We start from the raw sequence: 23,267 nt of genomic DNA on the forward strand, positions 1-23,267 counted from the left end.
AGCGCCTTGCTCCGGTCGACAGGAGTGACTTCAATGCCTCGCTTCGCTGCGAATCTGACGATGATGTACAACGAACACGCCTTCCTCGACCGTTTCGCCGCCTGCGCGCGCGACGGCTTCGAGGCCGTCGAGTTTCTGTTTCCTTATGAGTTCTCCGCCGCTGACCTGAAAGCGCGTCTCGACGAGCATGGCCTCGCGCAGGCGCTTTTCAACGCGCCGCCCGGTGACTGGGCGGCGGGCGAACGCGGTATCGCATCGTTGCCGGGCCGCGAAGACGAATTTCGCCGCAGCGTCGATACCGCGCTCGACTACGCGCGCGTGCTCCGCAACGACAAACTACACGTGATGGCCGGCCTGATCGGGCCGAACCAGTCGCGCGCGGCGCATCGCGACGTGTATCTGAAGAATCTTGCGTACGCCGCGAAGACCGCCCAGGCAGACGGCATCACCGTAGTCATCGAGCCGATCAACACGCGCGACATCCCCGGCTTCTTTCTGAACCGCCAGGACGACGCACAGGCGATCTGCGCGGAAGTCGGCGCGGCGAACCTGAAGGTGCAGTTCGACCTCTACCACTGCCAGATCGTTGAAGGCGATCTCGCGATGAAGCTCAAACGCGACATGCCGCGCGTCGGCCATATCCAGATTGCGGGCGTGCCCGAGCGGCACGAGCCGGACATCGGTGAAGTGAACTATCCGTATCTGTTCTCGCTGATCGACGAACTTGGCTATGACGGATGGATCGGCTGCGAGTACCGGCCGCGCGCAGGCACATCGGCAGGCCTCGGATGGATCAGGCCGTATATGAAGGCACGTGGCGAAAGCGCGTTGGACAGACCCACACACTGAGGAACGGCAGCACATGAAAGTTTTGATCACAGGCGGCGCGGGTTTTCTGGGCCAGCGTCTCGCGCGCGAACTGCTGGCACGCGGTGAACTAAGGAATGCCGACGGTCAGCTCCGGCCGATCACCGAGTTGGTGTTGCTCGACGTCGTGGCGGCGCCAGGGCCGGACGACGCGCGCGTGCGGATCGAAGTTGGCGATATCGCCGAGCGCAGCGTGCTCGAGCGGCTGATTGACGACAGGACGGCGGCGAGCTTCCACCTTGCCGCCATCGTCAGCGGACAGGCCGAAAGCGATTTCGATCTGGGCATGCGCATCAATCTCGATGCGTCGCGACAGCTCCTCGACGTGTGCCGGATGCGCGGGCATCGACCGCGAGTCGTCTTCACGAGTTCGGTCGCCGTCTATGGGGGCGACCTACCCGATGTCGTGCTCGACGACACCGCGCTTAATCCGCAATCGTCGTATGGCGCGCAGAAGGCGATCGCCGAGCTGCTGCTCAACGACTATTCGCGGCGCGGTTTCGTGGATGGCCGCGTGCTGCGCCTGCCGACTATCAGCGTCCGGCCGGGCAAGCCGAATGCCGCGGCATCGTCGTTCGCGAGCGGCATTATTCGCGAGCCGCTCAACGGCGAAAAAGCCGTGTGCCCGGTGAGCGGCGCAACGCGTGTGTGGCTGCTGTCGCCGCGCAAGGCGGTCGAGTGCCTGGTGGCCGCCTGCCAGATCGATGCAGCCGCGTTAGGTAACCGGCGCACCGTGAATCTGCCGGGCGTGTCGGTAAGCGTCGACCAAATGATTGCCGCGCTGCGGGAGCTGGCGGGCGATGCCGTTGCGGCGCGGATCGAGTGGCAAGCGGAAGATAGAGTCGAGAAGATCGTCGGCGGCTGGCCCGCGCGGTGGGACACGTCGCGCGCTGCTCAACTCGGACTGCACGGTGACGCATCGTTCAAGGACATCGTGCGGGCCTTCATCGACGATGAACTGGGCGGGAAGATTGCGCAGCACTGATTGCAAATGGCACGACTTACCGCATTGATTGCCGGATTACTGTTTCGGAGTGGACGTTTTGCGCCGTTCCGCCGTGGTACCTCGACTATCGTGCTGCTTCTCATGGCAGGCTGGGCGCGCAGCGCTCGCTACGCTGAAACGGCGTACGCGCCCGGCGGCATTTCAATGCCCGGCTCACCTGTCGACAGAAGTCTGTCCATTCAAACCGGGCCTGTGCTCAACTGGCACGCGATGTCATGCGGAGTGCGGCTGCCCGATGAGCACATCGATTCCGTAAGCGCGATGCATGGCAATCACACACGCAGCGAATGTAGGGCGGTACGAGACGGAATCAGCGCCTGCGCGCGGTCGGGCATGCGGCATGCTGCATTTTCTTGCGGCGTCACAGTCTTCGCGCGATGCGGATAACCCACTGAAGTAGGCTGAAGAAAATCTTCGGGCACGATGGAATAAACGTCGATCAGTCGCGTTACCGCTTCTGTCGCAAGGGCAGCCTGACGACTTGAATTGGTTGCCCGGCTCTGCATGCGGCCTGCCGCGGGGCTGATGGTATCTGCATTTACGGCTCCCGTGGCACTGGAATGATTGTCACCAAGCCTGGAGTGATCTTGAGTCACAACGCGGTTCAACCCGGATGGGTGCGGATTACGCACTGGATCAATGCCGTCGCGGTCGTGCTGATGGTCATGAGCGGCTGGCAGATTTACGACGCGTCGCCGATCTTTCCCGCCATTCAGTTTCCACCCTCGATCACGCTCGGCGGCTGGCTCGCGGGAGCGCTGCTGTGGCATTTCGCGGTGATGTGGCTGCTGGTCGCCAATTTCATCGTCTACCTCGCGCTGAACCTGGCAACTGGGCGCTTTCGACGCAAGCTGTTGCCCGTGCGGCCGAAAGAGCTGGCCGCCGATCTCGCGGATGCGCTGCGCGGGCGCCTGAAACACGACGATCTCGCGCACTACAACGCGGTGCAGAAGCTTGCCTATCTCGTCGTGATCGCCGCCATCGTGCTGATCGTGTTGTCGGGGCTCGTCGTCTGGAAGTCGGTGCAGTTCCCCTTGCTGCGCACGCTGATGGGCGGCTATGACAGCGCACGCGTGGTGCACTTCGTGTGTATGAGCGTACTGGTCACGTTTTTCGTGATTCACATCGTGATGGTCGCGCTCGTGCCGCGCTCGCTGCTACTGATGCTACGCGGACGGTAAATCATGGCGACCCGAAAGCGAACCCCGCGACAAGACAGCTTTCTCGCGACACATGGCGAATCGATCATCCGCGACGCACAGCGCGAACTCAAATCGCCCGCGCGCCGCCTGTTCGGCCAGCGACTGCTGACGGTGGGCGGCATGGCGCTGCTGTCCGGCTCCGGCCTGACCGACGACAAGGCGGTGAACGCGGCGCTGCGCCGCATCTCGTCCTTCAACGACGACGTGCAGGCGCTGCTGTTCGATCCGAACAAGCTGGCGCCGACGTATCCGGAATCGATGATCACGCGGCCGTTTCCGTTCAATGCGTTCTATGACATCGACGACGTGCCCGAGATCGACGTCGCGACCTATCGTCTGCAGGTCACCGGCCTCGTGCGCGGCAAGCGTACATGGACGCTCGACGAACTGCGCGCGCTGCCGCAGGAAAGCCAGATCACGCGCCTTGTCTGCGTCGAAGGATGGAGCGCCATCGGTCACTGGGGCGGCGTACGCTTTTCCGAATTTCTGCGCCGCGCGGGTGCGGACACGAGCGCGAAGTACGTATCGCTTCACTGCGCCGACTACAGCTACTGGACCAGCATCGACATGCCGACGGCACTCCACGCGCAGACGCTGCTCACGCTGACCTACGACGGTGCGGTGCTGCCGCCGAAGTATGGCTTTCCGATGCGGCTGCGCGTGCCGACCAAGCTCGGCTTCAAGAATCCCAAGCATATCGTCGCCATCGAAATTACGAACCGGTATCCGGGCGGCTATTGGGAGAACCAGGGCTATAACTGGTTCAGCGGCTCGTGAGCGACGATGTTCCGCCTCTCTTCCTTCAACCATCCAGTCAGGAGCTTCCATGTCCATCCATATCAGAATAAGCGCAGCGTTGATGGCCGCTGCGCTCGCGAGCGCTGCTTTCGCGCAAGCGCCAGCCACGAAGCCCGAGCGCATCCGGGGCGAAATCGTGTCGTATGCCGGTGAGACGCTCAAGGTCCATCGACGCAGCGGCGACACGGTGTCGATCGATGTGAAGCCGGCTGTCAACGTTTCGGCCGTGAAGGCGATGCAGCTATCGGATATCAAGCCGGGTACGTTCATCGGCACCGCGACCACCACGGGCACCGATGGCAAGCTGACCGCAACGGAAGTGGTGGTGTTTCCCGAGTCCGCGCGCGGCACGGGCGAAGGACATTATCAGTGGGACCTGGGCCCGAAAAGCATGATGACCAACGCGAACGTCGATAGCGTCGTGCAGAGCACGAGCGGCCGTGATCTGAAACTGTCATACAAGGGCGGCACAAACGTCGTGACGGTGCCGCCCAACGTACCCGTCGTCACGTTCACGCCCGCTGAGCACAGCGAGCTTACGCCGGGCAAGAAGGTGTTCGTTGCCGCAACGCCCGCGTCACAGGGGACTTATGTTGCGCAACGCGTCGTGGTCGAAAAGGGCGGCGTGGTGCCGCCAATGTGAAGGCTGGCTGTTGATGCCCACGCAGAACTGACCCAATGGAGGTGAGGACGAAAACCTGGACTACCTGGGGGTAGTTCACGGCACTGTATTGCGAACAAACGCAGGAGAATCGTTGTGCATAGTAATCCTGATTTTATCGGCTTGTGCCGGCGTCCGCCCTGTTGCATATACCGACCTCGCGTCGTCTACCCAGCTAAAGCAGAACAGGAGCGATGACGCAGCGCAAATACCATTCAGGTGCGCGTCGCCGGTGGTTTGGTCGCGCTATTCGCAGGTCATCGTTGATCCCATAGTCGTGTATAGGGGTAGCGACAATCAGTTCGGCGCTCTGTCCGACGAAGACAAGACGGCGCTCGCCGATTACATGACAAGGACATCGTACGCAGACTTGATCGCATGCCGGTCCAGGAGATCGACCATAATCTGGATGCTACCCTGCAGCGTTCAAATGCGCTGTTTCAGCGACTTGATGCCGATCTTGTACCCGCGGCGCGCTCGTCGCTTGATGCCGCCCGGGAGGCGTTTCGCGCTGCGGATGAGACTCTTGATCAAGCTTCGCCGCTGCAGAGCGACGCTCGTCAGGCGCTGACTGAATTGCGAGGCATGCTGGCTAGCCTGAATGCACTCGCCGATTTTCTCGAACGTCATCCGGAGGCCTTCATCTGGGGAAAGCGAAGAGATTGATTGCCAATCCCTTATGGGGTGGGCCTGAGCGGCCACAATGAGAGTCCTGCACGGATCAGCTTCTCCGATTGTGTCCAAGGAAGTCAGTTTGCGAATGCAGCACGGTTGGGAAAACGCCGAGTGGTATAGACAACGTGGCCAGGCGATTTGATCGAATTTCCTCTCTCATATCCCAGATTGGGTATCTAGACATACCCCCTTATGGGTATATGGCACGCCTCAATCTACGCGACCATTGAAAGGCAGCCACACATTTTCAACGAAAAAATGCCTTGTTTTCAGGCATCTTTGAAAATCCATTAGCCGGCTGCCATGTGGTGAAAAGCAGGCATGCGACTTGGCGAATACCGCTAATGAGTCGCGGTTTGAAAAATCCCGCTTGCGTAAAGAATATTGTTCCGCCATCTTGTATAGACAAGAACACTCGCGAATTATCTATAGCCTTAGTGTCGTTCCCAAAACCGGAGGAGTCTGGACATGCAAGCGAAATACAGCAGGTTGGTCAGAGGATTGGTCGGCGCCGCGTTCGGCGTGGCGCTGCTCGCGAGCAGCGCTGCCGAGGCAAAGGACTGGAAGACGGTGACGATCGCCTTTGAAGGTGGCTACGCTCCGTGGAATCTTACGCTGCCTGGTGGCAAGCTCGGTGGCTTCGAGCCGGAACTCGCCGCCAACCTTTGCGCGCGGGCTCAACTAAAGTGCAACCTGGTCGCGCAGGATTGGGACGGCATGATTCCCGGCTTGCAGGCTGGGAAATTCGATGTCCTGATGGATGCTATTTCGATCACACCTGAGCGTGAAAAGATTCTCGCGTTTTCGAAGCCGTATGCCGCCACGCCCGCGACTTTCGCCGTCACCGATACGAAGATTCTCCCGAAGGCCACCGCCGCCGCGCTGCCGTTGAAGCTCGACACCGACGCCAGGTCGAATGTGCCCGCGCTACAGGCGCTGCGGACGGCTCTCAAGGGCAAAACGATCGGCCTTCAATCGGGCACCGTCTATACGCGGTTTATCAATGAAAACTTCAAGGACGTCGCGTCTATCCGCGTGTACAAGACCTCGCCGGAACGCGATCTGGATCTGGCCAATGGCCGCATCGACGCGTCTTTTGACGACGTGACTTACTACGCTGCAAACGCCGACAAGAAAGAGGCTGTGCCTACGGTCCCGGCTGGCCCGAAGATCGGCGGCCCGATCTGGGGGGCGGGTGAAGGACTCGCGTTGCGCAAGCAGGACGCCGACCTCAAGGCGAAGTTCGACGCGGCGGTCACGGCGGCCATCGCCGACGGCACCGTGAAGAAGCTTTCGGAGAAGTGGTTCAAGACCGATGTGACGCCCTGAGTGTCGCTTACAGCGTGACTGCGCGCGCCGGCTCAAAGGGCCGACGCCGCGCGGTTTGTTTCACAGGCTAGCTTGAGGTGACGTAATGGGTCCTTTTGTCGAAATGCTCGGTGTCGGGGCGGATGGCTGGGGTGGCGTGCTGCTGCTCGGCGCGCTTATGACGGTTTTACTGACGCTCGCCGCGCTCGCGATTGGTGCGGTGTTTGGTGCGCTCATCGCGGCCGCGAAGCTCTCGCGCTTTCGCACGGCGCGTGTCGTGGGCGACTTCTATACGACGGTTTTCCGTGGCGTGCCCGAACTACTCGTCATCTATCTGTTTTACTTCGGCGGCTCGACGCTCGTATCGTCGATCGGCCAGTGGTTCGGGGCGGATGGCTTCATCGGTGTTCCGCCGTTTGTGATCGGCGCGTTCGCCGTGGGCATGATTTCAGGCGCGTACCAGGCCGAGGTGTATCGGGCTGCCGTGCTCGCTGTATCGCGCGGGGAGCTCGAGGCCGCGCGCGCGATCGGCATGCCGACGCTTACCATGGCGCGCCGTATCCTGATTCCCCAGGTGTTGCGCTTCGCCTTGCCCGGGATCGGCAACGTTTGGCAACTGAGCCTCAAGGACTCGGCGCTCATCTCGGTTACGGGTCTCGCCGAGTTGCTTCGCGCCAGCCAGGTGGCGGCGGGTTCGACTCATCAATACTTTCTCTTCTTCGTCGCGGGCGGCGTGCTGTATCTCGCGATGACCGGCGTGTCGAACCGGGTATTCGGCCGTGCGGAGGCGATCGTCGGCCGCTCGTTCAAGCGCAACTTCGCGCGCAACTGACGCAAGGGCTGCTCCATCATGCATATCGATTTCGACTTTCTTCTCGACACGATGCGCCAGCTGATTGCGGCGGTGCCGACCACGCTGGGCCTTTTCTTCGCATCGCTGGTGCTCGGTGGTCTGCTTTCGCTCGTGATTGTCACGATGCGTGTGTCGTCGCACTGGTTGCCGAATCGCCTCGGGCGCGCCTACATTCTCGTGTTCCGTGGCTCACCGCTGCTGATCCAGATGTTCCTCGTCTATTACGGGCTTGGGCAATTCGGCGTAATCCGCGAAAGTTTCCTCTGGCCGGTGCTGCGCGAGCCTTACGTGTGTGCCGTGCTGTCGCTCGCACTGTGTACGGCGGGCTATACCGCCGAGATCATTCGAGGCGGTTTGATTGCCGTGCCGGTTGGCCAGATCGAGGCGGGCTACGCGATCGGTCTCTCGGGATTCGCTCTGCTGCGCCGCGTGATAGGCCCCATCGCGCTGCGCCAGTGTTTGCCCGCGTATTCGACCGAAGCCGTGCTTCTCGTCAAGTCGACAGCGCTGGCGAGCCTTGTCACGGTTTGGGAAGTCACGGGTGTCGCACAGCAGATCATCCAGCAGACCTATCGCACGACAGAAGTCTTTACTTGTGCGGCGCTGATCTATCTGTGCCTCAATTTCATCGTGGTCCGAATTCTCGGGCTCATCGAGCGCCGGCTCTCCCGGCATCTGCGCGCCATGCCCGCAGTCGTGCGCCGTCCCGCCACCCAACTCGAAACTCGCCGCGCCGTCTGAAGACTGACGTAGCCACCCGGAGAAACCTATGAATGCAAGCACACCGGTCGCCCTGTCCGTGAAGAATATCCACAAGTCCTTCGGGGACCATCACGTCCTGAAAGGCATCTCGCTCGATGCCCACGAAGGCGACGTGATTTCGATTCTCGGGGCGAGCGGCTCGGGAAAGAGCACTTTCCTGCGCTGCCTGAACCTGCTGGAGATGCCCGATGACGGCTCGGTAGCCCTTGCGGGCGAGGAGCTGAAGATGAAGCGCCTGCGCGATGGAAAGCTCAAGCCAGAGGACCGCCGCCAGGTGGATCGTGTGCGCTCGCAACTCGGCATGGTGTTTCAGAATTTCAATCTGTGGTCGCATATGACGGTGCTCGAAAACCTGATCGAAGGGCCAATGCGCGTGCAGAAGCGCGACCGCGCGGAAGCGGTGGAGGAAGCCGAAGTGCTGCTGGCAAAGGTGGGGCTCGCCGAGAAGCGTAGCCATTATCCTGCGCATCTCTCGGGCGGCCAGCAGCAGCGCGTGGCCATTGCGCGAGCGCTCGCGATGCATCCGAAGGTGATGTTGTTCGACGAGCCCACCTCCGCGCTCGATCCCGAACTCGTGGGTGAAGTGCTGCGCGTGATGCGCGCGTTGGCCGACGAGGGGCGCACGATGCTTGTTGTTACGCACGAGATGGGTTTTGCGAAGCACGTCTCGAATCGTGTGATGTTCCTGCATCAAGGCCAGGTGGATTCGGACGGTACGCCTGAGGAGGTCTTCGGAGAGCACAAGTCCGAGCGCTTCCGCCAGTTTGTCTCGAGTCATCAGGACCGCAGCACGCATTAATCAATTTAATCAATTGCCAGAGCTAACCATGTCAGTCATTCGTTCCGGGCGGCCTATGGATTGGCGTCAGGTTTGCGCTGTCGCCAACGGTGAGAATCTAGAGCTTTCAGCCGACGCACGCGCACGTATTGGCGCCGCCCGTAAGCTTATCGAGCAGATCGTCGCTCGCGGTATCCGCGCATATGGCGTCAATACCGGGGTCGGCGCATTGTGCGACGTCGTTGTGTCGCGGGAGAAGCAGCACGATCTCTCGCACAACATCCTGATGAGCCACGCTGTGGGCGTGGGCGCTCCACTCGGCGCGGTAGAAACGCGCGCGATCATGGCCGCAGCCATCAACAATTTCGCCCATGGCCGCTCCGGTGTACGTGTCGAACTGGTCGAGCGCCTCGTCGCGCTGCTCGAGGCCGGCTGCGTGCCCGATGTGCCGGCGTTCGGCTCAGTCGGGTATTTGAGCCACATGGCGCATATCGCGCTGGTTTGCGTGGGTGCGGGTCAGGTTACCTGGCGCGGTGAACATATGAGCGGCGCCCAGGCACTGCGCCGACTCGGACTCGAACCGCTGGCGCTCGAAGCGAAGGAGGGCCTGAGCCTCGTGAACGGCACGCCGTGCGTCACCGGACTCGCGGCACTCGCACTGCAGCGTGCAGAGCGATTGTTCGACTGGGCCGATGTCGTAGCCGCCATGAGTTTCGAGAATCTCGGCGGGCAGGTGGCAGCCTTCGACGCGGAGTCGCTCGCGTTCCGCATATCGCCAGGTTTGGTGCACGTGGGCGAGCGGATGCGCGGTGCTCTGACGGGTAGCGGGCTGCTCGCGTCGGCGCTCGGACGTCGCACGCAGGATGCTCTGAGCATGCGGACGATTCCGCACGTCCATGGTGCAGCCCGAGACGTACTTGCCACGGCGGCCGAAGTCGTCAATCGGGAGCTGGCCTCGACCACGGACAATCCGATTGTTGCCGGCACGCCCGAAGTGCCGCAGGTGTTCTCGCAGGCGCACGCCGTTGGCGCTTCGATCGCGCTCGCGATGGACAGCCTCGCCGCAGCAGTCGCGCAGGTCGCGGCAATGGCCGAGCGACGTCTGGACCGGCTCGTGAACCCGCTCGTGAGCCGATTACCCGCATTCCTTGCGCAGGCTGGTGGCACGCGCTCGGGCTTCATGATCGCGCAGTACACGGCAGCATCGCTTGTCGCGCAGAACCGGCGCGAAGCGGCACCCGCGAGCCTCGATGGTGGCGTGACTTCGGGCTTGCAGGAGGATCATCTCTGTCACGCGACGCCGGCAGCACTCAAGGCGCTCGCCGTGATTGAGAACAGTAACCGCATTTTTGGCATCGAACTTCTGGCGGCCGTGCAGGCGTATGACTTACAGCCGAACGACGGCGAGCGTGCGCCGTACACGCAGGCGTTGTATCAGCAGGTTCGCGGTGTGCTGCCGACATACCGTGATGACCGCCCGCTCGCGGACGACATGACACGGGCATTTCACATGATTTCCGACGACGGCCCTCCGCCGCTGCCTGGCCCGTTGCGCACGCAAGTGCCGTCTGGCACTTACGTGGCCGATTCCGTCGTACCGGTCGGGGCCGGCACCCCGGCTTCCGCCAACGACATGCTGCCCACCGCAGTGGGCACCTGAACGAGACGCCGAATTCGATCGTGTTGGGACAACAATCATGAATGCTTTCGTGCCGGCAGGGGACATGGCAGGGCAGGCGTGCACACAGCGGGGGCTATCGCCTCCGCCCTATGAGAAAATCAAGCGCTATGTAGTCGAACGCATTGCAGACGGCACGTGGAAACCGGGTGACACCATTCCCTCGGAGACGGTGTTTGCAAAGACATTCGGTGTTGCGCGCATGACCGTCAACCGTGCGTTGCGCGAGCTTTCGGCCGAGCGCATACTCACGCGTGTCCAGGGGGCGGGAACATTTGTCACGCCCCGCGACCACGAGTCCCCAGTTTTGGAGATCCGCAATATCGCGGACGAGGTAGCGCTACGCGGGCATTGCTACAGTGCTCGCGTGCTCGTACTGGATGCGAGTTCAAACTCGCGGGCAATGGCTACGCTCGGTGTCAACAATGACCCGGTGTTCCACTCGTGCATCGTGCATTACGAGGACGAGAGTGCAATCCAATACGAGGATCGCTATGTGAACCCGAAAGTATTTCCGCAGTATTTGGATCAGGATTTTACCGCAGAGACGCCGAACCACTATATGGTGCGGCTCGCGCCGATCCAGCGGGCGGAATTTCGGATTTATGCGCGCAAGCCGAGCGCGCAGATCCGTCGGTATTTATCAATCGATATCGGTGAACCCTGCTTGCTGATCTGGAGACGGACCTGGGTTGGCGACGTGATCGCGACCACTGTACATCTCTGGCATTCAGCATCACGCGTCCATCTCTCGGGGAAAGTTTGAATCAATCTGCGCGACGAACCGTGCACATGTGTGGATGCGTTGGCTATTTAAGGATGCTTATGTTAACAGCTCAGCTGCACGTCGATTTCATTGGTTGATCTGAAAACGCTTCCCGCCGACGATATAGCCGCCTGCCTCGGACCGGGAAGCGTAGGCGGCACGCGAAGGTCAAGCCTCGAGATACATCAGGTTGAACTCGTGACTGCGTCTTTCAGGAGGTGTTGCAACTTGTCACTGGCGTCTCGCCAACGTTCCGCTTCGGGGAGCGGGGCCTGCCTTGTCGTGATTACCGGCCACTGTTTCGCGAGTTCGATGTTCAGCGCCACGAACAGCTGTTGATTTTCCGCTACCTCCTCCACCGGCACGATCGCATCAACCGGGCATTCCGGCGCGCATACGCCGCAATCGATGCACTCGTCGGGATCGATCACAAGGAAGTTCGGTCCCTGTCGGAAGCAGTCGGTTGGACAGACCTCTACGCAGTCCGTGTATCGGCATTGGATGCAGTTTTCCGTTACGACATATGACATTATCGCTCCACGTTACCTATAGGCGCGCCGATGAGGCCATGCCCGGGAAAGGCAGGCCTCTCGATCGAGATGGTTAAGCTTCGGTTGCAATGCCGTGGATCGCTTCGTTCGACGACTGCGGAACGTATCGTCCCGAGTTACGCGTCGCCAGTTGCACGACCTTGTGTGGACGCTCGGCATCATCTTCGAAGAAGAACTTCTTCTCGCCGAACGCAGGCACCAGGTCGTGAAGCCACGTTGCCGCGGGATCAAACCTCGCGTAGAAAGGGCGACGTACCCAATCAGGATTGCGCGCCTGCAGGAGTTGAAGCGCAAACACTTTTTCGCCGTGGATGGTGACGATACCGTCCACGACCACCTTACCGGGGAATGCGCTCATCGAGGGGCCGCGAACGGTGCGCGCCAGCCCCGAAACGGACTGATAGGCCGCCTGGAATATTTCATAGGCCCGAGCAAGAGGCAACTGGAAGTAGTGACTGGGGCCGGTGTCGCGCTCGACAAACATGTAATAAGGAATTGCGCCTAGCCGGACGCCCGTCGTCCAGAGTTCCGCCCAACCCTTGGGATCTTCGTTGATGTGGCGGATCAGCGGTGCTTGCATACGCAGGGTGGCACCGGAAGATACGATCCGCTTGACGGCACGTTGAGCGATCGACGTTCGTAACTCCGCCGGGTGATTGTAGTGGCCCATGATCGCGAGATTCTTGCCCGACGCGACAACCTTCTCGAACAGGCGCATTAGATCATCCGAGTCCTTGTCTGTCACGAAGCGCTGGGGCCAGTAGGCGACGGACTTGGTGCCGATACGGATGTTCTGGATGTGCGAGAGTTCGGGCGACAGCAGTGGTTCGATATAGCCGGCGAGCGAACGCGTGTTCATGATAAGGGGATCGCCGCCAGTGATCAGGACGTCGGTGACCTCTTTGTGCAGCTTGAGGTAAGCAACCAACTCGTTCGATTCTTTAGCATCGAACTTGAGGTCGTCCATCCCGACGAATTGCGGCCAGCGAAAACAGAACGTGCAATACGCATGGCAAGTCTGTCCGGCGCTCGGGAAGAAGAGCACCGTTTCCTTATATTTGTGCTGCAGGCCGCTTACGGGTTGCCCGTCCATGAAAGGCACGTTGTGCGTCATTTGACCCGCCGGGTGCGGGTTCATCGACAACCGGATACGACGGACCGCCTCATCGATGGCGGCCTCGTCCTTCTTTACGAGTACAAGGTCCCTGAGCTTCGAATAGTCCGCGGGAGACAGCATGTCCTCATGCGGAAAAGTCAGACGGTAAATCGGGTCGTCCGGAACGGCGCTCCAGTCGATCAGCTCCTCCATCACGTACTGGTTCGTGCGGAACGGTAAGACACGGGATACCACCTGTACTGCCTCCCGAAGTTCTTCAGGAAGAAGCTGCCATTGCGGCGCCTGGCTGATCGTCTGGCGAGTGTAAGGCTTGAACTTTACAGGAAGAGAATCGGAGGTCATTGGCGGTTCCTTTATGGCGAAGTCAGGATGGTGTTTCGATCGGTTGTCTGGATTTAATATGTATGACTAAGTTATATGAATTGTGATAAACATGCGAATGCTCTACCCACGGACACTCCTGACCGGACCGCATCTTTGGTCGCGCGCATGCCCGGTCGTGACCACGGTCGGGGCATCAAGGCGCTGCGAAACGGTCGATGGCCGCGGGCTACAGGAGGACCATTGTTGCGACCTCGCCTGCGTTCGGCAAACGATATAAACTCGCAACGTTGTGCGTTTGAGGAAGGATTGTGAGACGAAAGATACCGAGCATCGAAGCGCTCATTGCGTTTGAGACAGCAGCCCGACATCTGAGCTTTACTCGCAGTGCGGACGAACTGGCGCTGACGCAGAGCGCGGTGGGGCGCCAGGTGGCAAGTCTGGAGGAGTTCCTGGGGGTGTCCCTGTTCAGTCGGGTGAAGAAGCGGCTCGTCTTGACGGAGATTGGGCAAATTTATGCTCGTCAGGTCCGTGATACGCTCGACACGATGGAGCGAGACACCCTCGCGGCGATGGCGCACCGCGATGCTGGAGGCATCCTCGAGCTCGCGGTTATCCCGACGTTCGCGACTCGATGGCTGATCCCGCGCCTTCCCAATTTCTATGCGCAGCATAAGGACGTGACGGTCAATCTGACTACCCGCGCAGTGCCGTTCCTGTTCACCGGTACGCCTTTTGACGCGGCGATTCACTTTGGGGATCCGGTCTGGCCTGGCTCCATTGCCAGATATCTGTTCGGGGAGGAAGTTACACCGGTGTGTAGTCCGCAACTGCTATCGAAGGGGGCTCGCCTCGAGCCGCGAGACGTTGCGCGCTTCACACTCCTGCATCAATCGGCACGGCCAGACGCATGGCGGCACTGGTTCGCGCAGGCAGGCATCCACGATGTCGACGCTATGCTGGGCCAGCGCTACGAGTTGTTTTCAATGCTTGTGGAGGCCGCACGGGCCGGCCTCGGAATTGCACTCGTACCTCGATTTTTTGTTTCGCACGAATTGACCACTGGGGAGCTTGTCATTCCATGCGATCTTTCCCTGCGTAGTGAAAAGGGATACTACCTGGTCTTTCCAGAGCACAAGGAAAGCTCCCCTCAACTACAGGGGTTCGAGAAGTGGTTGATTGCAGAGGCCAGCAAGTATGCCCAGCTGGGGGCGTAGCGCGTTGTGCAGATACATCGGTGATATACGACTGCGCATGAGCGCACAGGCCGCGCGACGGCGATCGACTCATCGCAAATAGCGCTTGCCACGTGAGTGCTGCTCGAAGCGCTGGCTTTCCTGCTCCTTGGCACGAACGCTCCGTCGATCGTGATGCGATCGACCGGCAGCGGGGCGCAATTGGAAATCGTTGTCCTTTACGTCACGTTTCCGATCCGAATAAAAACAATCTCACTGAATCTCGGTATCAAGGATCCTGATGTTTGGGGGAAGCGGCGCATGCTTCGGCAGTATGCAAGCAGCCCCCCACTTCATTGAGAAATCCGTCCCTCCATGAATACCGAGACACATCCCTCAGTCCCCGAAATCGCTAGTGGAAAATATCCCACGTACCATCAGTGCTCAGGTTGGAACGCCATGCTCCCTGAGCGCAAGAGGGCCGGCTCGACTTCTGTCCGGCGATTCGGCTCGGTCATCATTGGTGGCGGATATACCGGTCTGGCCGCGGCGCGCCGTATTGCGGAATTGCGGCCCGACGAGCCGGTATTGGTGGTGGAAGCGTCGACTATCGGGGAGGGTTCTTCGGGGCGTAACTCTGGCTTCGTCATCAACGTTCCGCACAACACGAAGATGGGCGGTCACACGAGCCCGCTGGAAGTCGCCCGCAAGCAGATTCGCATTTACGAAGCAGGCTTGCATTGGCTAGAGGGGCTGGTGCGCGAACACCGGATCGACTGCAACTGGAACCCAGCGGGAAAATTCCATGCGGCAGCGAGCGAGGCTGGAGTACAGAACCTCATGGCGTCGTTGGCGCAATATCGCGAATGGGGCGTTAATTTTGAGGTATTCGACCGAGAGGCGCTGCAGGAAAAGCTCGGGACAAGCTATTACAAGTTCGGCTACCACTCGCCCAACAATGTATTCGTTCAGCCCGCAGCGCTGATTCGTGGCCTCGCAGATTCTCTCCCTTCCAATGTGCTTCTGGTTGAAGGAGAGCCGGTCGTTTCACTGAGCAAGTCGTCACCATTCTGCGTCACCACCAGCAAGACCCAATACACTGCGGATCGGGTCGTGCTGGCGAACAATGGATTCGCTAAAGAGCTGGGTATCTTGCGCGACAGACTCATCACGATCTTTACCTATGCGGCCCTCACGCCGAGGCTTTCGGAATCCGAACTAAAGAAACTCGGCAATACGTCCGAATGGGGCTTGATTCCGGCTAACCGCCTTGGGACGACACTGCGGCGCGTTCAGGGTGACCGTTTCATGGTGCGTAGCGCGTACTCCTACGAACGGGAGCAGTCGCCAGCCGAAACGCTGGCGCAGTTGACGAGCAGCTATCAGCGTCGTTATCCGAACATGCAGTCGCACCGGTTCGAGTATGTGTGGGGTGGAACGACGGCATTGACACGCAATGGCGCGACTTTTTTTGGCGAGTTGCGGCCCGGACTATTCGCGTCTTTGGGCTGCAATGGTGCAGGGGTGCTCAAGGGCAGCACCTACGGCAAACTGCTGGGCGAAATGGCAATGGGAGCACAATCGTCCTGCCTGTCTGACGCGCTCAGCCTCGAGGGGCCGAGTTGGCTGCCACCAGAACCCTTTCGGCGCATTGGCGTCGTCTCGACGATCAAGTATCAAGCCGCACTCGCGGGTCCCGAGCGTTGAACCTTTTTATCGTTAGACAGGAAACGAAGTCATGGCTGAAATCAAGCGTAGTCACATAGGGAAGCGCCTCTCCGAGGTCGCTGTGCATCAAGGCACAATTTATTTGGCTGGGCAAGTGCCGAGCGATATCACCGAGGACATGGCAGGGCAGACCCGCCAGGTGCTGGCCTCAATCGATGCACTTCTTGCAGAACATGGCTCGGACAAATCGCGCATCCTCTCTTGTCAGATTTTCCTGGCGGACATGTCTCAGGTCTCCGCAATGAATGAGGTATGGGATGCGTGGGTCGCGCCCGGACATACACCGCCTCGTGCCACCGTGGGCGCGGTGTTGGCACAGCCCGAAAAGCTCATCGAAGTGGTAATCGTGGCGGCGTCCTGATTGGACGTTTTACGGGCTCCGCTGCCAGGCGAGTGCGCATGGCAGCGGTGCATTTCACGGAAGTCCTGCGCGCGGGTATGCGTCTGCTAACTTGTGCTTTCGATTAAACAAGGAGACACCACATCGCGACTAATGGGGTGGTTCCCGATCGCATGGCGTGCACGCTATTAGGAGCGTTGTGCAGGCCGCCACCCATGCCTGGATCGAACCAGTCTCCCTCGCACTGCCTGAATTCACCCGCGCTCAGCAGCACGTAGGCCTCTTCCGGGGGATGTTGATGATCCGGATATCGGGTGTGAGGCGCGAGCAAGGAAAAACCCAACTGGACGTCATAGCGGCTTTCCATGCCGCCGGGGCCGCAAATTATTCCATGGACGTGTTTTTCGACGTAGTCATCGCTTCCATTCAAGCCGGAAGTACGCCGTTGCCAGCCGATCGAAGGTTCGAGCGTTTTGATCGCGCGGGCGGCCACGCCAAGATTGGACTGGTCGACAAGCAGAGCTGCCAAGGCAGAGTCGAGAAGTTCACAGGCAGGAAATCGTTCCCTGTTTCGCCTGCCATCGTCGGACGGTTGTTCCAGACGCTCGAATACCTTCGCCGATAACCGGCGTGCAGTATCCGGAAGCGTTTTTGCCTGAAACAGTGTTTGGGCAACGCCGAGGAAATGTTCCAGATTTTTAGGTCGCTGATACATAGCTGCTCCGGCAGTTCACGATTTCGGCCCTATTCAATCAGGACTTACCGCTGTCTGAATGGGTGTTGCTTCCGGTCGAGTGGTGCGTTGTCGACCGACTTCGAGCATGGCGATGCTGCAAAGGATCAACAGTGTCGCCACGACCTCCAGCGGGCCCACATGCTCGCCAGCAGCCCAGCCAATCATCAGCGCAATGACAGGTGTGACATAGACCGCGCCAGAGGCAGCAACTGCGCCCAGTTCCCGGAGGAGGAAATAGTAGAGGAGAAACGATGCGCCAGTACCGAGCAATCCCAGACCGATCACCATGCCTGCCAAGGCACGCGCGTCGTGAAGAATCTGGCCGGTGCCATCGAGATCGGTGACGAAAAAGAGCATGGCCAATGCCAGGCCCATCTGCCAGGTCACGATGGCTAGTGGTGGGAGATTGGTCGGGGAGAGAAAGCGCCGGCCGTAGATATACGACATTCCGAAGACGATCGAGCCAGCCATCATCCACGCGACGCCTTCGAGGCTGATAGGGGCGCTGTCGCTCAAAGCGGCCCACGGTCGGGCGATGAGCGTAATCCCCACTATGCCCAACGCAATGCCGGAAACCATCAACCGGTTCATCTTCTCGTTGCGCAAAAAAAGACTCGATGCCATTGAGGTGAAAATGGCCGGCGACCCGCCGAGCACGCCGGCAATACCGGACGGAAGCAGCGCGGTGCCCTTCGCCATGGCGAAGTAGCAAAAGGCAGTGGGGAGCGCGGCCATCACCGCCAGATGATGCAGATAACGAACCTGCCCAGACTTCAGTACGCCGCTACGCCACGCGAGCGCCGCCAACGGCACGAAGCCAAACAGGATGCGCAAAAACGAAATCTGACCTGCGCTGATCAATGCGCCCGCCCATTTCATGTAGATGAAATTTGATCCCCAGAACAGGCCGAGGAGAATGAAGGCGGTATAGGTCCGTATCAAGGTACGATCCAAACAGGGTTATCTGCCATTACCGGGCGCGCTTGCGGCGGCTGCCAGGATGGTAGGGGCCAAGGTGTCCGTGATCCCTTCGGTGCTGCTCACGACGGGCAAACGGGTGTATTCAGCATAGCGAGCGGTATCGGACCAAGGTTGTTCTTCAGCCTGGTTTATAGATAGCACAAGCGGTGCTTGAGAAATGGCGATTCGTTGTTCGGGATGCCAGGCCCTGGTCAAGCAAAAAAGCCGGCCAACGGCCGGCGAAAACTTCTTCGCGAATCGGGTTCGCCTGAGCAAGACGGGTGTGACGCTCAGGCGGCTGCTTTAAGGCTACCGTGCGGATCGATCACGAACTTCTTGGGGACACCGGAATCGAATTCCGCATAGCCGCTCGGTGCCTGATCGAGTTCGATGACCGTCACATTGACGACTTCGGCAATATTGAGCTTGTCCCAAAGAATCGCTTGCATCAGGTTACGGTTGTACTTCATGACAGGCGTCTGGCCGGTGAAGAACGAGTGCGATTTGGCCCAGCCGAGGCCGAGACGTACCGAAAGACTGCCCTTTTGGGCGGCCGGATCCACCGCGCCGGGATCGTCGGTGACATACAGCCCCGGAATGCCGATCTTGCCGGCCACGCGCGTTACTTCCATCAGCGAATTGAGCACCGTCGCTGGCGCTTCGACCTGCGAGCCGGTATGCCCGTGGCCGCGTGCTTCGAAGCCCACGCAATCGATGGCGCAGTCGACTTCCGGTTCGCCGAGCAACTCCGACATCTGTTCGGCCAGCGACGCATCTTTCGAAAGATCGACCGTTTCGAATCCAACGCGGCGAGCGTGTTCGAGACGCTTCGGGTTCACGTCGCCGATGATCGTGACGGCGGCGCCCAGGAGTCGCGCGGATGCAGCGGCCGCGAGCCCGACCGGGCCCGCACCTGCGACATAGACGCTGGCTCCGGGCGCAACGCCGGCGGTCACGGCGCCGTGATAGCCCGTGGGCAGAATATCGGACAGGCAGGTGAGATCGCGGATCTTCGCCATTGCGCGATCGCGATCGGGAAATTTAAGCAGGTTGAAGTCGGCGAATGGAACCATGACATATTCCGCCTGGCCGCCAATCCAGCCGCCCATATCGACATAGCCGTAGGCCCCGCCCGGACGCGCCGGATTGACGTTCAGGCAGACCCCGGTGTTTTGCGCCTTGCACATGGGGCAGCGCCCGCAAGCAACGTTGAACGGGACCGACACCAGGTCGCCTTTCTTCAGCGTCATCACGTCGGAGCCGACCTCGATCACTTCGCCCGTGATTTCGTGGCCCAGCACGAGTCCGACCGGCGCAGTCGTGCGGCCGCGTACCATGTGTTGATCGGATCCGCAAATGTTCGTGGCAACGACCCGCAGAATGACACCATGGTTGGCCTTGCGGCCGGCGGGATCGGAGAGTTCGGGAAACGCAATATTCTGCACTTCCACTTTTCCAGGGCCGGTGAAAACGACGCCGCGATTTCCTGACATGCTGTCTCCTGATTGAGTGACTTAGGGTGGCGCGAATCGTTGTGAACGGCCGGCCAGAATAGAGCACTCACCGCGACCATCAAAGCGGTCTTAGGTCCGGTGCATGCGCTGATTCGCTTTCTCGATGAGCGGTGAGTATTGGATCGAGCACCCGCGGCGTCAATGCGCATTATTTTCACGCTGGCATGACTTCAAGTTATTCGAGCGGGACGCGTATTCGACAGGCGGCCGGTATTGGGAGATTTTCGGGGGCGGTTCGTCGTGCCGCCGCACGAAGCGAGGGTCTATCGCGCCTTGATTCAGTCGCGGCGATGAAAAATATAAGCGACCCTTATGATGGCGGCGTAGAAAGCGTAATCGATATACGTTCACACGAGGACTTCGGCTAGGCGGCGGTCGCCACGATTTGACGGGGGAATGCATGCAGAGCGAAAACTTCGGGCTCATTGCCCGCGGTAACGGGCCGGTTTTGGTAGTCGCGCCCCACATCGGCACCGGCGTACCGGCCGAATTGCTGACCAATCCAGCCTGGGCGCCAATTGATGGGCGCCTGTCCGACCCGGCAGGCGTCGCATGGATCGCCACCGCGCGCAAAAACGGCATGTCGACGGTTTCGGCGTGCATTCACCCTTGTGTGATCGACCCGAACGTGGCGACCAACAATCGGTCGCTATCCCCGCGTTTGAATCGGGTGGGACTGTGCAGGACGCACACGTCGCGCGGGGAGCCGCTCTATCCGCACGACTGCGAGCCAGACGAGGCGGCGGTTGCTGCGAGGATCGCCGCCTGGTGGCTTCCGTTCCATCAGATGGTGACTGCTGAGATCGTCCGCCTCAGGGAAATGCACGAGAACATTGCGGTTCTTTTCTCGCACGCGAGCTCGTGGCTTTCGCCGTACCGCGAGCAGGCTGGAGGGACCGATTTCAACCTGGGAACGCATCACGGCGCAGCGTGCGACCGTCGAGTGGTTGCCGCGCTCACCGATGCTGCTCAAGAGCACGGACGGTCGTGGGTAGTCAACGGCAAGCTCGGCGGCGTCTTCGCGGCGCAGCACTATGGCGTGCCCGAGAGCGGCGTTCATGTCGTCGAAGTGGAGATAGCCGGTAAATGGCGTAGCGAACTCGAGGCAAGCAGCGAAGCGGGGTTGGCTTGCGATTCACCCCAAGACGACATGGCGGCACTTCTGGATCGCGCAGGCGCTGCGGTCCTGAAACTCCCGGCTGCTTCCGATGATGTGCTCGGCGCGCTCGACGCCGCGAGGTGCACCGATTAACCACGGAGATCGACCGGTTTGGCGCGGACGGCGCGTCCGGGACGTGCTAAATTTTGGGATGGATGCCTCCACAATGATGAAAGACAGCGCGCCAGAAAAATATCCTGATTGGGACCTCCTTGCCAGCTGGGTGGCGGTGGTGGAGGCCGGCTCGATTTCGGATGCGGCAAGTCGCCTGGCGATTTCGCAGGCAGGTGTTTCGCAGCGTATCAAGGCGCTCGAAACGCTACTGGACACGACGTTGCTCGACCGGGCAACGCGCCCGGCTCGACCAACGGCTGCAGGTCAGCGCCTGTTCGAGCACGCCACGGTCCTCCTGCAAGGCGCCGACCAGATGGTTGAGAGCGTGCGCAATGTCACTCGCGCAAAGCGGGTCGTGGTACGCCTCGGGTGTGTCGATTCTTTTGCAGCGACCATCGGCCCGATCGCCATTAAAGCGTTGTCCGGCACATCGCACCATATACGGCTCTGGTCTGGCATCACGCCTGCGCTCGATGGCCAGCTTGAGGCCCGGCAGCTCGACATGGCCGTGACGACCAGCAGTACGTCGCATGCTTCCGGCATCCGCAAAAGGAAGCTGTTCTCCGAGCCTTACGTCGTGGTTCTCCCCGGCAGCTTCGAAGTCGACCGCTACACGACGCTGACCGAGTTGAGCAACCATCTGCAGTTCATTCGATATAGCGCGCGCTCGGTCATCGGCCAGCACGTCGATACCTATCTCTCGTCGCACGGCGAAAACATCGAACGCACCTGCGAGTTCGACGCCACGGATCCCATGCTGAGCCTGGTCGCGGCGGGCCTGGGGTTCGCCATCACGACGCCATTGTGCTTGTGGCAATCCCGTCACTACGTGCCCGACGTTCGCGTGGTTCCGTTGACAGCGTTTTCGCGGCACGGGCGGCCGTATGGACGGCTCACTCGTTCGTTTTATCTTTCGTATCGGGAAAACGAGCTCGGCCATCTTCCGACCGATCTCTACGATCTGATTCGGCGCGCATTTGAACGGCAGGTCGCACGCGACATTGCGAAAGCGCTTTCGCTGAAGCCCGAAGAGGTGGGCGACACAGAAGACGAATAGTGCCGCCAGGCTTAGTGCCCGAAGTTGGCGAGGCCGCGAAAGCTCGTCTTCCACCCCTGGTTTGTCGCGTTGTCGATCACGCCGTGGAAGATCGCCAGCACTTCCTCGATAGAAACCGTGCCGGCCACCCGGTGCTCGATCCACAGACCATGGGTGAGCGCCAACGCTTGTATTGCATAGATGTTTGCCATCGTTGCGTCGCAGCCCGCCTGTCGAAAATCGTGAATGAAGTTCGAGCGCAGGCGTCGCGAAAACGCCGCGCATAGACGTTGCACGTCCACCTCATGCGCCGAAGAACTCCACATGTGCGGCCATACGTTCGCGGCGCCGGGGCTCATGACTTCGTCGCTAAAACACATGTCGACCGTGAATTTCAGGCGTTCCACGGGGTCGCTTATTTTGCGCCGGCCAGCAATCAGCTGGTTGCGAACGCTCCTGATCATGTAGACGAACGTCTTGTAGACGAGATTGCTCTTGTTCTCGAAGTGGTGATGCACCAGGCCCACTGAAACTCCCGCGTGCTCACTCACTTTCCGGATTGTCAGGTTTTCCAGACCGACTTGACCCACCACTTCCAGCGTGGCGTCGACGAGTTTAAGGCGCATGCCGTCGTACTCCGCGGGCTCTTCCTTCCGGCTTTCAACCTTGACGGCGTGTTCCTCGTCGCGACGCATGGTGCTGTCCTCAGTCAGAGAAAGGGCGGTATTGCGCCCCGAAAACTGAACATTCGTTCATGGAGATAGAAGTATAGCGGCTTTGCTCTTGCTGAAATGCTGAACGTTTGTTCATTTAAGTTAGGGCTATGGTCCATGGCGTTTACCCTAGAATCGCGCGATGTTGGGCTGTTTCTGCGTGAAAACCCCTATCCAATCGACTTTGACATCTCGGAGAACGGATATATAGTCCCGTCATTGTCATTGATACTGAACAAGTGTTCAGCTCTAAGCGAGATTTCAAGGGCGTCCATGTTCAGTGCGTGTCGTTTGCGCGCCGATCGATCCGATGGACCCCGCCCTCAACCGTCGGTCATAACGGGCAACGATTTACAACATAAAGCGAAGTTAACTAAGCGGTTGTTCTTTTTGCACCCACTAGTCTGGGCACTGAGCGTTGACGGTGCCTCGAATGGCCCGCAAACCTG

24 protein-coding genes and 1 pseudogene are annotated in these 23,267 nt (G+C 60.0%); 18 read left to right on the forward strand and 7 right to left on the reverse strand.

Annotation, left to right across the window (positions count from 1 at the left end; genetic code table 11):
- Positions 1–33 precede the first annotated feature (33 nt).
- A complete protein-coding gene (gene otnI / locus L5014_RS07285; protein WP_238462914.1) occupies positions 34–849 on the forward strand; it encodes a 2-oxo-tetronate isomerase in 816 nt (271 codons plus the stop codon).
- A 13-nt stretch (positions 850–862) separates the two neighbouring features.
- Entirely contained in the window at positions 863–1,852 is a 990-nt protein-coding gene (denD, locus tag L5014_RS07290) for a D-erythronate dehydrogenase (protein ID WP_238462915.1), read from the forward strand.
- Positions 1,853–2,145: 293 nt separating this feature from the next.
- On the opposite strand, the gene L5014_RS07295 is transcribed toward denD, so the two are convergent.
- Positions 2,146–2,469, reverse strand: coding sequence for a hypothetical protein (locus L5014_RS07295; RefSeq protein WP_238463210.1), 324 nt, complete (start codon positions 2,467–2,469; stop codon positions 2,146–2,148).
- Here L5014_RS07295 and L5014_RS07300 point away from each other — a divergent pair.
- The 11 genes and pseudogenes from L5014_RS07300 to L5014_RS07350 all read left to right on the forward strand — a co-directional run bounded on the left by L5014_RS07300 (position 2,434) and on the right by L5014_RS07350 (position 11,354).
- Positions 2,434–3,054 (forward strand): cytochrome b/b6 domain-containing protein, encoded by a 621-nt coding sequence (locus L5014_RS07300; RefSeq protein ID WP_238462916.1) that lies wholly within the window; start codon positions 2,434–2,436, stop codon positions 3,052–3,054. The two genes, L5014_RS07295 and L5014_RS07300, sit on opposite strands and share 36 nt — an antisense overlap.
- Positions 3,055–3,057: 3 nt before the next feature.
- Complete coding sequence (locus L5014_RS07305; RefSeq protein WP_238462917.1) at positions 3,058–3,852, forward strand: molybdopterin-dependent oxidoreductase; 795 nt, start codon at positions 3,058–3,060, stop codon at positions 3,850–3,852.
- Between the two features lie 49 nt (positions 3,853–3,901).
- Entirely contained in the window at positions 3,902–4,516 is a 615-nt protein-coding gene (locus tag L5014_RS07310) for a hypothetical protein (RefSeq protein ID WP_238462918.1), read from the forward strand.
- Between the two features lie 112 nt (positions 4,517–4,628).
- Positions 4,629–4,829, forward strand: a pseudogene (locus L5014_RS07315) (DUF3313 domain-containing protein); the annotation flags it as partial.
- An 83-nt stretch (positions 4,830–4,912) separates the two neighbouring features.
- Positions 4,913–5,200, forward strand: a complete 288-nt coding sequence (locus tag L5014_RS07320; protein WP_238462919.1) for a hypothetical protein — start codon at positions 4,913–4,915, stop codon at positions 5,198–5,200.
- Positions 5,201–5,677: 477 nt separating this feature from the next.
- Complete coding sequence (locus tag L5014_RS07325; protein WP_238462920.1) at positions 5,678–6,538, forward strand: transporter substrate-binding domain-containing protein; 861 nt, start codon at positions 5,678–5,680, stop codon at positions 6,536–6,538.
- Positions 6,539–6,623: 85 nt separating this feature from the next.
- Positions 6,624–7,349 (forward strand): ABC transporter permease, encoded by a 726-nt coding sequence (locus L5014_RS07330; RefSeq protein ID WP_238462921.1) that lies wholly within the window; start codon positions 6,624–6,626, stop codon positions 7,347–7,349.
- Positions 7,350–7,367: 18 nt separating this feature from the next.
- Complete coding sequence (locus L5014_RS07335; protein WP_238462922.1) at positions 7,368–8,111, forward strand: ABC transporter permease; 744 nt, start codon at positions 7,368–7,370, stop codon at positions 8,109–8,111.
- A gap of 28 nt (positions 8,112–8,139) precedes the next feature.
- Positions 8,140–8,931, forward strand: coding sequence for an ABC transporter ATP-binding protein (locus L5014_RS07340; protein ID WP_238462923.1), 792 nt, complete (start codon positions 8,140–8,142; stop codon positions 8,929–8,931).
- A 28-nt stretch (positions 8,932–8,959) separates the two neighbouring features.
- Positions 8,960–10,570: an HAL/PAL/TAL family ammonia-lyase gene (locus L5014_RS07345; protein WP_238462924.1), complete on the forward strand. Its 1,611-nt coding sequence runs from the start codon at positions 8,960–8,962 to the stop codon at positions 10,568–10,570.
- Positions 10,571–10,634: 64 nt separating this feature from the next.
- Complete coding sequence (locus L5014_RS07350; RefSeq protein WP_238463181.1) at positions 10,635–11,354, forward strand: UTRA domain-containing protein; 720 nt, start codon at positions 10,635–10,637, stop codon at positions 11,352–11,354.
- A gap of 185 nt (positions 11,355–11,539) precedes the next feature.
- Here the strand turns inward: L5014_RS07350 and fdxA are convergent, their stop codons facing one another.
- Both fdxA and L5014_RS07360 read right to left on the reverse strand, forming a co-directional pair.
- Positions 11,540–11,884 (reverse strand): ferredoxin FdxA, encoded by a 345-nt coding sequence (gene fdxA / locus L5014_RS07355; protein WP_238462925.1) that lies wholly within the window; start codon positions 11,882–11,884, stop codon positions 11,540–11,542.
- Positions 11,885–11,957: 73 nt separating this feature from the next.
- Entirely contained in the window at positions 11,958–13,364 is a 1,407-nt protein-coding gene (locus L5014_RS07360) for a KamA family radical SAM protein (protein WP_238462926.1), read from the reverse strand.
- Positions 13,365–13,651: 287 nt separating this feature from the next.
- Between L5014_RS07360 and L5014_RS07365 the strand changes: the two genes are divergently transcribed.
- From L5014_RS07365 to L5014_RS07375, 3 genes are all read left to right on the forward strand, one after another.
- The gene (locus L5014_RS07365; protein WP_238463182.1) at positions 13,652–14,560 is read left to right on the forward strand and encodes a LysR family transcriptional regulator; all 909 of its coding nucleotides are present in this window, start codon (positions 13,652–13,654) and stop codon (positions 14,558–14,560) included.
- 333 nt (positions 14,561–14,893) lie between these two features.
- Positions 14,894–16,225, forward strand: a complete 1,332-nt coding sequence (locus tag L5014_RS07370) for an NAD(P)/FAD-dependent oxidoreductase (RefSeq protein WP_420800028.1) — start codon at positions 14,894–14,896, stop codon at positions 16,223–16,225.
- Between the two features lie 31 nt (positions 16,226–16,256).
- Complete coding sequence (locus L5014_RS07375; RefSeq protein WP_238462927.1) at positions 16,257–16,607, forward strand: RidA family protein; 351 nt, start codon at positions 16,257–16,259, stop codon at positions 16,605–16,607.
- Positions 16,608–16,710: 103 nt separating this feature from the next.
- Here L5014_RS07375 and L5014_RS07380 read toward each other — a convergent pair whose 3' ends face one another.
- The 3 genes from L5014_RS07380 to fdhA all read right to left on the reverse strand — a co-directional run bounded on the left by L5014_RS07380 (position 16,711) and on the right by fdhA (position 19,775).
- Positions 16,711–17,301 carry a dimethylsulfonioproprionate lyase family protein gene (locus L5014_RS07380; RefSeq protein ID WP_238462928.1) on the reverse strand — a complete coding sequence of 197 codons (591 nt, stop codon included), beginning with the start codon at positions 17,299–17,301 and terminating at the stop codon, positions 16,711–16,713.
- A 33-nt stretch (positions 17,302–17,334) separates the two neighbouring features.
- Complete coding sequence (locus L5014_RS07385) at positions 17,335–18,264, reverse strand: DMT family transporter (protein ID WP_238462929.1); 930 nt, start codon at positions 18,262–18,264, stop codon at positions 17,335–17,337.
- 308 nt (positions 18,265–18,572) lie between these two features.
- Positions 18,573–19,775, reverse strand: coding sequence for a formaldehyde dehydrogenase, glutathione-independent (gene fdhA, locus L5014_RS07390; RefSeq protein ID WP_238462930.1), 1,203 nt, complete (start codon positions 19,773–19,775; stop codon positions 18,573–18,575).
- Between the two features lie 421 nt (positions 19,776–20,196).
- Here fdhA and L5014_RS07395 point away from each other — a divergent pair, with 421 nt between their 5' ends.
- The gene (locus L5014_RS07395; protein WP_238462931.1) at positions 20,197–21,048 is read left to right on the forward strand and encodes an N-formylglutamate amidohydrolase; all 852 of its coding nucleotides are present in this window, start codon (positions 20,197–20,199) and stop codon (positions 21,046–21,048) included.
- 76 nt (positions 21,049–21,124) lie between these two features.
- On the forward strand, positions 21,125–22,126 hold the full coding sequence (locus L5014_RS07400; RefSeq protein ID WP_238463185.1) for a LysR family transcriptional regulator: 1,002 nt from the start codon (positions 21,125–21,127) through the stop codon (positions 22,124–22,126).
- Between the two features lie 11 nt (positions 22,127–22,137).
- Here L5014_RS07400 and betI read toward each other — a convergent pair whose 3' ends face one another.
- On the reverse strand, positions 22,138–22,800 hold the full coding sequence (betI, locus tag L5014_RS07405) for a transcriptional regulator BetI (protein WP_238462932.1): 663 nt from the start codon (positions 22,798–22,800) through the stop codon (positions 22,138–22,140).
- Between the last annotated feature and the right edge of the window lie 467 nt (positions 22,801–23,267).

It is taken from the genome of Paraburkholderia tagetis, from assembly GCF_022213065.1.
Lineage (GTDB): Bacteria > Pseudomonadota > Gammaproteobacteria > Burkholderiales > Burkholderiaceae > Paraburkholderia > Paraburkholderia tagetis.